The sequence below is a fragment of the Achromobacter sp. JD-1 genome (genome assembly GCF_038594925.1).
GTDB lineage: Bacteria > Pseudomonadota > Gammaproteobacteria > Burkholderiales > Burkholderiaceae_B > Achromobacter > Achromobacter spanius_C.
This window is the reverse complement of sequence record NZ_JBCGCS010000035.1, coordinates 1-12,544: the sequence shown is the minus strand read 5'-3', so window position 1 is coordinate 12,544 and position 12,544 is coordinate 1. Positions and strand designations below refer to the sequence as shown.

The following is a 12,544-nucleotide window of genomic DNA, read 5'->3' as shown; positions in this document are numbered from 1 at the left end:
GTCCTCAGGCTTTCAGATCGGTCTTGGGCACGCCGTTGGCCTTGATGACCTGGGCCCACATGGCGGATTCGTCGGCGATGACTTTGTCCAGGTCCGCCGACGAGGTGAATTCCACGGCCACGCCCTGCTCGGCGAATTGCTGGATCAGGCCGGGGTCGCGCGTGCCTACGCGCACGGCGTTCTCCAGCACCTGCGCAACGTTCGCCGGCATGGCGGCTGGGCCGGAAATCATCATGCGCGTGTACAGCTCAAAGTCGTCGACACCGGCCTCTTTCATGGTGGGCACGTCGGGCAGGCTGGTCAGGCGCTTGTCGGCGGTGACGGCCAGCGCCACCAGCTTGCCCGACTTGATGTTGGGCAAGGCCGACGTGGGAAAGTCGAAGCTGCTTTGCACGGTGCCGGCCATCAGGTCCAGCAGCGCGGGGCCGCTGCCCTTGTAGGGCACGTCCTGGAATTGCGTGCCGGTCTTGGACTGAAAATGCAGCAGCGCCAGATGGTTGATGACGCCACGTCCCGCATGGGCGCAGGTGATGTCGCCGGGCTTTTTCTTGGCCAGCGCGATGAATTCCTGCACGTTCTTCACGCCCAGGTCGGGGTGCACGATCAGCAGCATGGGCGACTTGCCCATGGACCCCAATTGCTTGAAATCAGACGGTTGGTAAGGCAGGTTGTTGTACAGCAAGGGATTCAAAATCATGCCGTTGGTGCCGGCGAAGCCCAGCGTGTAGCCATCCGGTTCGGCGCGCGCCACCGCCACGGTGGCGATGATGGCCTGCCCGCCCGGCCGGTTTTCCACCACGACGTTGTGCTTGAGCGTCTTACCCATGCGTTCGGCCAAGGCGCGGGCAGCGATGTCGGTCAGGCCGCCGGGGGCAAAACCCACCAGCAGGCGCACGGGCCGCGTTGGAAACGTGCTTTGCGCCCAGGCAGTGCGCGCGGTCAGTGAGGTCAAGGAGAGCAAGGAAGCGGGCAGCGCGGCAAGCGCGCCCAGGGCATGGCGGCGGGACAATCTCATGGGGGTTCTCCGGCAAGGCGCACAGGCCGCGCGCCGAACGGCGGCGGTCACCGTGCCGGTATTCTGTATTCGATCGCTTGTCGCCACCATTTAGGGAAATCCCGAAAGCACGCAACAAAAAAATGCCGGCATCGCTGCCGGCATTGCTTTCCTGCGTTTCCTGCGTTTCTTGCGAGGCGCGCTATTTGAAATCCGCCCCCGGGTCGTCACTGCCATAAGTGCTGGTGCCGTAGGACGTATCCACCTCGATCTTCACCTTGGTGGCGTCGACCTGGGCTTCGTCGCTCTTGTAGTGCATGACCAGGCCCGGGAACGCCAACACCGCCGCCACCATGGCCAACTGGATGACGATGAACGGGATGGAGCCGCGGTAGATCTGGCCCGTGGTGACGGGTTCGATCATCTTGCCCGTGACCTTGTCCTTGTACCTGTCCTTGGGCGCGACCGATCTTAAGTAGAACAGCGCAAAGCCGAATGGCGGATGCATGAACGAGGTCTGCATGTTCACCGCCAGCAGCACGCCGAACCAGATCAGGTCGATGCCCAGCTTGTCGGCCACCGGGCCCAGCAGCGGCACGATGATGAACGCCAGTTCAAAGAAGTCCAGGAAGAAGGCCAGCACGAAGGTCAGCACGCTGACGGCAATCAGGAAGCCCATTTCGCCGCCGGGCAGGCTGACCAGCAGGTGTTCCACCCACAGGTCGCCGTTGACGCCACGGAAGGTCAAGCCGAACACCGTCGAGCCCACCAGGATGAACACCACGAAGGTGGACAGCTTGGTGGTGGTGTCCATGGCCTGCTTCATCAGCTTCAACGTCAGCCGGCCCCGGATCATGGCCATGAGGATGGCGCCCACGGCACCCATGGCGCCGCCTTCGGTGGGCGTAGCCACGCCGATGAAGATCGTGCCCAGCACCAGGAAGATCAGGAACAGCGGCGGGATCATCACGAAGGTGACGCGCTCGGCCAGGGCCGACAGCATGCCCATCTTGAAGATCTTGTTGGTGCCGGCAATGATGAAGGCGGTGAGGCCCCAGATCAGCAGCGACAGCACGATCTGCTCGTCCACCGGCGCCGTATCGGCTTCGATGTACTGGCCGACGAAGTACGCGGACAGCGCCGAGATCACCATCAGCACCAGCAGCGAACGCCCGCCGCGCGTGCCGTTGGCTTCGCGGAACGAACGCGCCTCTTCGGGCAGCGCGGGCGCCGAATCAGGCTTCAGGTACGACTTGATGATGACGAACGCCACATACGTGCCCGCCAGCAGGAAGCCGGGCACGATGGCGCCACGGTACATGTCGCCGATGGAGCGGCCCAACTGATCGGCCAGGATGATCAGCACGAGCGACGGCGGAATGATCTGCGACAGCGTGCCGGACGCGGCGATGATGCCGCTGGCCAGCCTGCGGTCGTAGCCGTAGCGCAGCATGATGGGCAGGGAAATCAGGCCCATCGAGATCACCGATGCCGACACCACGCCGGTGGTGGCCGCCAGCATGGCGCCCACGAAGACCACGGCAATCGCCAGGCCGCCGCGCACGGTGCCGAACAATTGGCCGATGGTTTCCAGCAGGTCTTCGGCCATGCCTGATCTTTCAAGCACCAGCCCCATGAGGGTAAAGAATGGCACGGCCAGCAAGGTGTCGTTGGCGATGATGCCGAAGATGCGTTGCGGCAGCGCCTGGAACAGCGCCGCGTTCAAGAGGCCCAGTTCAATGCCGACCAGCGCGAAGAGTATGCCGTTGGCCGCCAGCGCGAAGGCCACGGGAAAGCCCATCAGCAGGAACACCACCAAGGTGGCGAACATGATGGGGGCCATGTTTGCAGTCAAGAATTCCATGGTCAGCGTCCGTCCTGTCCGTTCTGGCCGCGGGCGCCGTCTGGCTTGTTCCCGCCTTGCGCCGCCAGGGCGCGTTCTTCGCGCAGGCGCGCCTCTTCGGCGATTTCCAGCGCCAGGGCTTCTTCAGCGGAAATTTCGGAGGGTCGCGCGCCGGGGTCGGGGCACTTGCCCATCAGGAAACCCACGCACTTGATCAGGTGCGACAAGCCGGCCAGCACCAACAAGGCGAAGCCGACCGGAATCAGCAGCTTGACGGGCCAGCGCACCAGGCCACCGGTATTGGACGACTGCTCGTTGGTCAGGAACGAATCCATGAACACAGGCCACGACAGGTAGGTGATGAGCAGGCAGGCGGGCATCAGGAAAAAGATGACGCCGAAAATGTCGATGTAGATCTGCTTGCGTCGCGACAGGCGGGACGACAGCACGTCCACACGCACGTGTTCGTTGCGCAGCAGCGTATAGCCGGCCGCCAAAAGGAAGATGGCGCCGAACAGGTACCACTGCAATTCCAGCCAGCCGTTGGAGCTGACCTCGAAGACCTTGCGCACAATGGCGTTGCCAGCGCTGACCACGACGACGACCAGCGTCAGCCACGTCACGCACCGGCCAACCACCGTGTTGATCGCATCGATCAAACGGGATAGGGCTAATAGGGCATTCATGTTGGATATCCGGACTGGCGCGGGGCTTGGCGCGCAGTCAATGTGCAACGAGAAGAGAGGAGAAAACCAGCAGGCGCGCGCGGATGCGGCACATCCACGCGCGCCGACACAATCAGGGGTCGCTTACTTGCCGCGGTTGATCGTGCCCATGTAGCTGTCATAGCTGCCTTCAGCAACACGGAACCAGGGCAGTTCGTTGTCGCGGAAGCTCTTCATGCTTTCGTAGACCTTCTTGAACGCCGGGCTCTTGGCGCTCATTTCGTCGTACAGCTTGACCGATTCCGCAAAGCACGCGTCCATGACGGGCTTGGGGAACGATTGCAGCTTGGCGCCCTGGGCAATCAGGCGGCGCAGCGCGGCGGGGTTCTCGGCGTCGTACTTGGCGATCATGTCGTTGGTCGCCGCGGCCGATGCCTGCGCCAGGATGGCCTGGTAGTGCTTGGGCAGCTTGTTGTAGGCGTCCTGGTTGACGTACAGCGACACTTGCAGCGTGCCTTCCCACCAGCCCGGGTAGTAGTAATGCGGGGCCACCTTGTTGAAGCCCAGCTTTTCATCATCGTAGGGGCCGATCCATTCGGCCGCGTCGATGGTGCCCTTTTCCAGTGCCGGGTAGATGTCGCCGCCAGCGATCTGCTGCGGCACCACGCCCAGGCGCGACAACACGGCGCCCGCGAAGGCGCTGACGCGGAACTTCAGGCCCTTCAGGTCGTCCACCGTCTTGATTTCCTTGCGGAACCAGCCGCCCATCTGCGTGCCGGTATAGCCGCAGGGGAAATTGACGATGTTGTAGGCCTTGAAGACGTCGCGCAGCAGCGACAGGCCGTCGCCGTGGCGCATCCAGGAATTCATCTGGCGGGTGTTCAGGCCGAACGGCACGGCGGCGTCAAAGCTCAGGACCGGGTCCTTGCCGTAGTAGTAGTACGACGCGCTGTGGCCGCATTCGATCGTGCCGTTTTGCACGCCGTCCAGCACTTGCAGCGCCGGGACGATTTCGCCCGCCGGGAACACGCGGATGGAGAACTTGCCGCCAGTGGCTTCGGACACGTACTTGGCGACGCTTTCGCCGCCGGAATAGATGGCGTCGGCGCTACGGGGGAAGCTGGACGCCAGGCGCCAGTTCAGAGTGGGGGCCTCCTGGGCGATGACGGGCGCCGCCAGGGTGGCGCCGCCTGCTGCGGCCCCCAAGGTGGCTTTCTTCAAAAATGAACGGCGTTGCATGCAAGTCTCCCAACTTGGATAAAGTTTTTTTCCGGTCCCGGGGCGAATTGGTGGAGCCCCCAAGGCGCGATCCCGTGGGTAACAAATGGTCGCGCTTCATGAATTTGGCTGCGATGCTATCGGCAAATGATGCAAGGGGCGTAGCGGGAAAACCCTTGCCGTAAGCTTCGTGAAATCTTTCGCCTTCGCATAACTGGTATGACCAGCGGCGGCCTTGATGGCGCGCACCCTCTTTCTGTACTGGTATATGGGCCGGATCAGTCCTTTGACCCTTGCCGGGCGCTGAAATAAGCCGCCGCCGCTATATAACCAAAAAATATTTAGCGTGTGGCGCCGGCAGCATCTGGATACGTGCGCGGATCGGGTCCCTGCTCGGGCCATTGCTGAGGCACCTGGCGCAATTCCGCGGTGTCATAGCCCAGTTCGCGCACCTTATCCACCAGGCGGGCATAGTCGGCTGGGGGCAAGCTGGGCGTGCGCGCCATGATCCAGACGTAGTCGCGCTTGCTGCGGCCGATGATGGTCTGCTGATAGTCGTCGTCCAGATACGCGATGACGTATTCCGCCTGGATGGGCCAGATGAACTGCATGCCCCAGATGGCATTGCCCGTGTCCGGCTCCACGGTGCCCACGGGGCGCATGGTTTTCAGCTTGGCGTCGAAGCCGCCGTGGCGATAGCGAAAGGTGGTCTGGATGCGGCCATCGGGCAGCAAGGCGTAGGACTCCACGGCGTTGTACGACTGACGCTCGGGCCAGGTGGGTATGCCGGCGATCACGTACCAGTCGCCCATGAAGCGCTTGATGTCGACGTTGTTGACGGGAGGCATCGGCGGCGGGCTGCTGCAACCGGCCAGTGCGGCCAGCACCCCAAGTATGGTCAACCCGGCAAAGCGTTTGGTTTTCGGCATGGCGCCCTCCTCTCAGTCCGGCCGCACGAAGCGGTAATGCGCCACCATCCACGCTTGCCCGTCCTGGTAGCCGAACAGTTCGGCGCAGGCCATCCAGAACATGCGCCAGCGCTGAAACCACAAGCCGGCAAGCGGCGCGCCATAGGCTTGTTCCAGCACCTGCATGATGTCTGCCCGCTGCGCATCCTGATTGGCCAGCCAGTGGTTGGCGGTGCGCTCGTAATGGCGGCCGTCGACCAGCCAGCGCGCCTGGATGCGCAGGTCCTGCTGGAACCACAGCAAGGTGTCCACCGACGGCATGATGCCGCCCGTGAAGAAATGCCGGCCCAGCCAATTGTCGGCGCCCTCGGTTTCGAACGGGTACATCAGGCTGCGGTGCGCGAACAGGTGCACGAACAGCTTGCCACCCGGGCGCAGCCACGAGCTGATGCGCGCCAGCAGGTCTTGGTAGTTGCGCATGTGCTCGAACATTTCCACCGACACGCAGCGGTCGTAGGCCGACGGCGGCAATTCCAGCGTGTTGACATCGCAGGTGATGACTTCCACGTTCAGCAGCCCCCGCGCGCGGCATTGCGCCTGAATGTGCTGCCGCTGCGACGCGGAATTCGAGACCGCCGTAATGCGCGCCGAGGGATAGCGTTCGGCCATCCACAGCGTCAGGGATCCCCAGCCGCAGCCCAGTTCCAGGATGCGCTGGCCGTCCATCAGTTCGGCGCGCAGGCCGGTCAGTTCCAGCATGGCGGCTTCGGCCTGGTCCAGCGTTTCGCGGCCCGTGGGGTAATAGCAACCGGAATACTTCAGCTGCCGGCCCAGGCAGAGCTTGAAGAAGTCGGCCGGCAGCTCGTAGTGCTGTGCATTGGCGTCGTCGGTATGGATGGCGACGGGGCTGGTACGCAGCTCATCAATCAGTAGCTGGTAGCGCCGCGCCTGTCCGGCGGGGCCGTCCGCTTGTTCCTCACGGAGGCGCTGGGCGCACAAGCGGCGGATGCCGTGGCGCATCAACGCGTCGGGCACCAGGCCGCGTTCGGCCAGGCCCAATAAGCCGGGCGCCGGCCGGTCGGCAGCCAGGCGGGTATCACTAAGCGTTGCGGTCGTCATCATTTGCCCTTTGCATTGACATGCGTTGAGCCCGTCGATTCCCGCTTGGGAAACCAGGGGAACAGCATCGGCGTGGTGCGCTGGTATTGGCGATAGTCGTCGCCCCGGGTGCGCAGCGCCTGCGCTTCGGTGTAGGGGATGCCGCTGATCCAGCGCAGGAATATGAACATGGCAATGGGACCCAGCCATGCCAACCAGGCCAGGTTGGAGCCCACGGCCAGCGCCACATAGCTGAACCAGTGCAGCCATTCGAAGAAATAATTGGGATGCCGCGAATAGCGCCACAGGCCTTGGCGGCAGGTGCGGCCACGGTTGGCCGGGTTGTCGCGGAAAGCGTCCAACTGCCGGTCGGCAATCGTTTCACCCGCCACCGCCACCACCCACACCAGCAGGCCCAGCCACACCCACGCCGTCATGCGCGGCACGGGGTTGGAAGCGACCGCGATGAAGGGCAGCGACATAAAGACGACCAGCCCGGCTTGCGCCAGGAAGAACAGCGCAAACTTGCCCTGGTGCCCATTCCAATGCGCGCGCAAGGCGCGGTAGCGGCCGTCTTCCTCGCCATGGCGCACGCGCCGCCAGATGTGCCACGCCAGCCGGCCCGCCCACACGCCGCCCAGCACGGCCAGCAACACGCGCGGGATGGCGGCGCCCGGGCCGGTCAGGGCCAGCAGCACGGCGGCCAGCGCCATGCCCGACGCCCACATCGCGTCCACAATGCCCGCGTTGTGATGGCGCCGCTGCCAGCGCCAGCCCACGGTCATCAGCACCACGGCCACTGCCGCCACCATCAGGATTTGCATGCCGGGCGTCATGACATGGTCCAGCGCGCGGTCGCCGGCTTGGCCCCGGGCCTTGCCAGCAGCAGATGCGACACGCCGATGGCGCGTTCCCGAAAGCCGCCTTCGCAATAGGCCAGATAGAACTCCCACAGGCGGATAAAGCGTTCGTCAAAACCTTGTGCGCGGACGGCGTCCAGTCGCGCCATGAAGCGATGCCGCCACGCTTCCAGGGTGCGTGCGTAAGACAGGCCGAAGTCTTCCAGGTGCACCAGGCTTAGGTCACTGACGCGCGTCTTGGCTTGCAGCATGGCCTGGATGGACGGCATGAAGCTGCCGGGGAAGATATGCCGCTTGATGAAGTCCACCGCTTTCAGGGCCTGCGCGTAGCGGTGGTCTTCGATGGTGATGGCCTGGATAAGCGCCACGCCATCAGGCTTGAGCAGCCCGCCCACCTTGGCGAAATACGTAGGCAGGTAGGCGGCGCCGATGGCCTCGATCATTTCAATGGACACCAGCTTGTCGAACTGGCCGTGCAGGTCGCGATAGTCTTGCAGCAACACGTCCACGCGGTATTGCAGGCCGGCGCGGCGGATGCGTTCGGTGGCCAGGGCGTGCTGTTCGCGCGAGATCGTGGTGGTGGTGACGCGGCAGCCGTAGTGGCGCGCGGCGTGCAGCGCAAAGCCGCCCCACCCCGTGCCAATCTCGACCACATGCTGGCCGGGCCGCAGGTCCAGCTTGCGGCAGATCAGGTCAAGCTTGCGGGTGGAGGCCTGCTCCAGCGTGTCGTCCTCGTCCGCCCACAGCGCCGACGAATACATCATGTCGTCGGACAGGAACAGGCGGAAGAATTCATTGCCCAGGTCGTAGTGCGCGGCAATGTTGCGCCGGCTGCCCGCGCGCGTATTGCGCCGGCACGCATGCAGCGCGCGCATCGCCATGCCGCCCAGCCGCGCCATGCCGCGTTCCATGCCGTCGAGCAGGTCGCGGTTGCGCACCAGCAGGCGGATCAGGCCGACAAGGTCATTGCAGTGCCAGTGGCCGTCGCCGTAGGATTCTCCGCCGCCCACGCTGCCATGGCGGGCGATCGCGCCGTAGAACGCCGGGTCTTGCACCCGCAGCCGCAGAGGCCAGCCGGCTGTTGCGCCCTGCTCGCCCGGTTCGACGTTGCCTGGTTCGACGTTGCCCAGTTCGACGCTGCCCATTGCGTCGTCAATCAGCAGCCGCCCGCCCTGCAAATGCCCCAGTTGGTCCAGCAAGCGCCGACGCAGCAGGCGTTCGGTCAGAGACAGGGCCTGCGCGGCCTCGGGCACGCAGGCATCGTTGAGCGCCAGGCGTTCGGAGTCGGAGGGGGATCTCATCAGTCTTCTCCCGGTTAGGCGAATTGAGCGCGCGGGTTCCGATGGGCGTCAGAACTCCCGCATGCGCGCGTGGATGCCCTATATACGTAAGCACCGGCGAATTGGATTCACCAGGGAAAACCCGTAGTCGCATGCCCGATGCGGATGCGCGGGTCGATGGCGCGACGGGGCCGTGCGACGGGGCCGTGCGACGGGGTTGTGCTACGGGGTTGTGATACTTGAACGCGCTACTTGTCCGCGCGGAGCGGCCCGTCCGACGAATCCAAGACAAAACCCGCCAAGTCGTCCAGCACCGGCGCGCGCCACCGCAGCGGACGCGCCAGTGCGCCGGCCAGCAGCGCGTGCCCCAGGCCGTCGTAACGCACCAGCGTTACCGGCACGTGCGCGGCCTGCAAGGCGGCCGCCAGCCCTTCGGTGTTGCGGTGGGGGTCAACGGTGGTGTCGGCCATGCCCGCCATCAGCAAGGCGGGCGGCGCGTTGGGCGTGACGTGGGCAATGGGTTGGGAATCGGGCGGCGTGCCCGGGAAATGGAACACGGGCTTCAGCCTGCTGGCCACGATGGGCAGGAAGTCATAAGGGCCTGCCATGCCGATCCAGCCGCGCAGCATCGACGGCGACGCGCCGTGGCGTTCTAGCCAGCGCGGGTCCAGCGCGACCATGGCGGCGTTGTAACCGCCCGCGCTGTGGCCGGCCACGAAGACCCGGCCGGGGTCGCCGCCGTACTCGGCCACGTGTTGCAGCGTCCAGGCGACGGCGCGGGCGCAATCGTCCAGGAAGTCCGGGTACGCCACGTCGGGGTAGAGCCGGTAGTCGGCAATCACGGCCAGGATGCCGCGAGACGCCAGCGCGTCGCCCACGAACTTGTAGTCAGCGCGCGAGCCATTGCGCCAACTGCCGCCGTAGAAGAACACGACGACGGGCGGCTGAGCCACGCCAAGCGGCGCGTAGATGTCCAGGCGCTGGCGGGGGTCGGCGCCATAGGCCACATCCGCCACCACGCGGTTGGCGTTGTCGGGCACCGCGCCGTTCAGCACGGCCAGCGGCGAACAGGCCGTCAGGGTTAGCAGCAGCAAGGCCGCCAGCGCGGCCACCATGGCGGCGCTACGCATGGCGCGCCACGGCAAAAAAAATTGCAGAGAAGGAAAAATCGGGCACCGCCGCCTCCTGTCGCATCGTGGGTGGATACCCCCCTATACGAAGCAGACGGCGAAATGGATGCCCTTGGTGAATGCTTAAGCGTGAATGTTCAAGCCTTGGTCATCAGCTTCTTCCAGCCTTCCAGGCCCAGCTTCTTCATCGTGTCGATGTTCTTCTCATAGATTTCCGAGGCGTCTGGAAACGACTCCACCGCGCGGTCGATGCTGTCTTCCCGCAGCAGGTGCAGGATGGGGTACGGCGCACGGTTGGTGTAGTTTTCGATATCGTCGGCCTGCGTGTCCGCAAACTGGAATTGCGGGTGGAACGTGGCCACCTGCAATTCGCCCACCAGCCGCATGCGTTTAAGCAGGCGGTCGGACAGGTCTTCGAAATCGTTGAAATCCAGAAAATCGTCCAGCGCGTCGGGAATGATCAACAAGGTGGTGTCGATCTTCTCGGGGTCGGTCTCGGCCAGCAGGGCAAGCTCGTCCTGCAGGTCGGTCAGCACCCCTTCGGCGTCGGTGGCGTCGCTGACGGCAAAGCGGATCTGGTCCTTGACCTGAACCGCCTTGGCGAACGGGCAAAGATTCAGGCCGATCACGGCCTGAGTCAGCCAGTGGCGGGTTTCAGCCACCACGTTGGCGTAAGCGTCGGACGTCGAAATCATGCCGGCATGGCCGCCATGGTTTGCGCAACCGCCGCCGTCAGCTTCTTGCCATACGGCACGTGCAGGAACTCATTGGGACCGTGCGCGTTGGACTTCGGGCCCAACACGCCGCACACCATGAATTGCGCCTGCGGGAAGCCCTTTTGCAGGATGCTCATCAGCGGAATCGTGCCGCCCTGGCCGATGTAGCCGCAAGGCTGGCCGTAGTATTGCTGCGACGCCGCGTCCAGCGCCTGGGTCAGCCAGGGCACGGATGCCGGCGCGTTCCAGCCGGTGGCGGCGCCTGCGTTGGCCTTGAAGATGACCTTGGCGTTATAGGGCGCGTCGGCTTCCAGCAGCTCCTTGATTTCCTGCGAGGCGGCCACGGCGTCAACCAACGGCGGCAGGCGCAGCGACAGCTTGAACGCGGTGCGCGGGCGCAGCACGTTGCCGGCGCTGGACAACGGCGGCAGGCCTTCGGCGCCGGTCACCGACAAGGTCGGGCGCCAGGTGCGGTTCAGCAACGCCTCTTCGGGTTCGGTCGTCATCGGCAGCACAAAGCCGCCTTCGGCACCGCAGCTCCAGGGGAAACGGCGCCACACTTCGTCGCCCAGAATGCGCGCGGTGGCGGTCACTTGTTCGACGCGGTCGGCGGGAATTTCGCAATGCAGGCTTTGCGGCAGCAGACGGCCGGTGGCGCTGTCTTCCAGGCGGTCCAGCAGATGGCGCAGGATGCGGAACGACGACGGCACCACGCCGCTGGAGTCGCCCGAGTGCACGCCTTCGTCCAGCACCTGCACTTCCAGCGTGCCGGCCACCATGCCGCGCAGCGAGGTCGTCATCCAAAGCTGGTCGTAATTGCCGGCGCCCGAATCCAGGCACACCACCAGGGCCACGTTGCCCAGGCGGTCGCGCAGCGCGTCCACATAGGGCAGCAGGTCGTAGCTGCCCGATTCTTCACAGGTTTCCACAATGCCCACGCAACGCGGACGGGGCACGCCCTGCTTATCCAGCGCCATGATGGCGGTCAGCGAGGCGTACACGGCGTAGCCGTCGTCCGCGCCGCCACGGCCGTAGAGCTTGCCGTCTTCGTACTTGGGGGTCCAGGGGCCAAGACCTGCGCGCCAGCCCGAAAATTCCGGCTGCTTGTCCAGGTGGCCGTACAGCAGCACGGTGTCGCCGTTGTCGCTGCGGGTGGCGGGCGCGTCAAAGAAGATGACGGGCGTGCGGCCCGGCAGGCGCACCACTTCCAGCTTCAGGCCCGAGACCTTCTGCGCTTCGACCCAGGCGGCGGCATCGCGCACCACGCGCTCGATGAACGCGTTCTTTTCCCAGTCGGCGTCAAACGCGGGGCTCTTGGCGGGAATGGCGATGTAATCGGTCAGCGCGGGGATGATTTCGTTGTCCCACTTGTCGTCGACAAAGGCCTGGAGGGCGTCGGGATCAAGGGTGGGCGGCAGTGCGTCGTCGGGGATACGGGCGTTCATGGCGCGGAATCCTTTAGGGGTGCGTGGGGGTGCGGGATTTGGGTAATCCGGTATTTTATGCCTGCGGCCGGCTGAGCGGGTGCGTAGCGGGCTGGCGGCTGCCCGACGACACCTGCGCGCTGACGGCAACCAGCTTGTCGGCCCCCGCAGGGCGCGTGAGTAATTGACAATTCCAGCCCTATCATCACGGCCCGAAGATGGGTTTCGCGCGATCGGCATTTTTCTTCTTCTGCCCGCCCGCGCGCGCTGCACCCATCCTACGATTCAATCCAGCGCGTCATGGTCGTAGGATGGGTGAAGCGCGCGAAAGGGGACTGTCAGGATTTTTGTGTGCAGGCCTATGATGGTTTTCAAGGAGACCGACCATGGCACGCAACCCGAAGTCCA

General features: G+C 64.6%; 11 protein-coding genes. All 11 read right to left on the bottom strand.

The genetic code is table 11. From position 1 onward, the window contains the following. Positions 1 to 4: 4 nt before the first annotated feature. The 11 genes from WBR68_RS29790 to WBR68_RS29740 all read right to left on the bottom strand — a co-directional run bounded on the left by WBR68_RS29790 (position 5) and on the right by WBR68_RS29740 (position 12,157). On the bottom strand, positions 5 to 1,015 hold the full coding sequence (locus WBR68_RS29790; RefSeq protein WP_230696049.1) for a Bug family tripartite tricarboxylate transporter substrate binding protein: 1,011 nt from the start codon (positions 1,013 to 1,015) through the stop codon (positions 5 to 7). Positions 1,016 to 1,196: 181 nt separating this feature from the next. After that, positions 1,197 to 2,858 carry a TRAP transporter large permease gene (locus WBR68_RS29785; RefSeq protein ID WP_230696048.1) on the bottom strand — a complete coding sequence of 554 codons (1,662 nt, stop codon included), beginning with the start codon at positions 2,856 to 2,858 and terminating at the stop codon, positions 1,197 to 1,199. Between the two features lie 2 nt (positions 2,859 to 2,860). Next, positions 2,861 to 3,523 (bottom strand): TRAP transporter small permease subunit, encoded by a 663-nt coding sequence (locus WBR68_RS29780; protein WP_050449517.1) that lies wholly within the window; start codon positions 3,521 to 3,523, stop codon positions 2,861 to 2,863. Positions 3,524 to 3,646: 123 nt separating this feature from the next. Further along, positions 3,647 to 4,741 carry a TRAP transporter substrate-binding protein gene (locus WBR68_RS29775; RefSeq protein WP_230696047.1) on the bottom strand — a complete coding sequence of 365 codons (1,095 nt, stop codon included), beginning with the start codon at positions 4,739 to 4,741 and terminating at the stop codon, positions 3,647 to 3,649. A 320-nt stretch (positions 4,742 to 5,061) separates the two neighbouring features. Then, positions 5,062 to 5,649, bottom strand: coding sequence for a lipocalin family protein (locus WBR68_RS29770; protein ID WP_230696046.1), 588 nt, complete (start codon positions 5,647 to 5,649; stop codon positions 5,062 to 5,064). Positions 5,650 to 5,661: 12 nt separating this feature from the next. Then, complete coding sequence (locus tag WBR68_RS29765; RefSeq protein ID WP_230696068.1) at positions 5,662 to 6,747, bottom strand: SAM-dependent methyltransferase; 1,086 nt, start codon at positions 6,745 to 6,747, stop codon at positions 5,662 to 5,664. After that, positions 6,747 to 7,562, bottom strand: coding sequence for a DUF1295 domain-containing protein (locus tag WBR68_RS29760; protein ID WP_230696045.1), 816 nt, complete (start codon positions 7,560 to 7,562; stop codon positions 6,747 to 6,749). The genes WBR68_RS29765 and WBR68_RS29760 overlap by 1 nt, the downstream gene beginning before the upstream one ends. Then, the gene (locus WBR68_RS29755; RefSeq protein ID WP_230696044.1) at positions 7,559 to 8,887 is read right to left on the bottom strand and encodes an SAM-dependent methyltransferase; all 1,329 of its coding nucleotides are present in this window, start codon (positions 8,885 to 8,887) and stop codon (positions 7,559 to 7,561) included. Before WBR68_RS29755 ends, WBR68_RS29760 begins: the two co-directional genes overlap by 4 nt. 227 nt (positions 8,888 to 9,114) lie before the next feature. After that, on the bottom strand, positions 9,115 to 9,996 hold the full coding sequence (locus tag WBR68_RS29750) for an alpha/beta hydrolase (protein ID WP_230696043.1): 882 nt from the start codon (positions 9,994 to 9,996) through the stop codon (positions 9,115 to 9,117). Between the two features lie 137 nt (positions 9,997 to 10,133). Further along, on the bottom strand, positions 10,134 to 10,691 hold the full coding sequence (locus WBR68_RS29745; RefSeq protein ID WP_127184890.1) for a DUF1415 domain-containing protein: 558 nt from the start codon (positions 10,689 to 10,691) through the stop codon (positions 10,134 to 10,136). Beyond that, on the bottom strand, positions 10,688 to 12,157 hold the full coding sequence (locus WBR68_RS29740) for a M20 family metallopeptidase (protein ID WP_230696042.1): 1,470 nt from the start codon (positions 12,155 to 12,157) through the stop codon (positions 10,688 to 10,690). The genes WBR68_RS29745 and WBR68_RS29740 overlap by 4 nt, the downstream gene beginning before the upstream one ends. Positions 12,158 to 12,544: the final 387 nt, after the last annotated feature.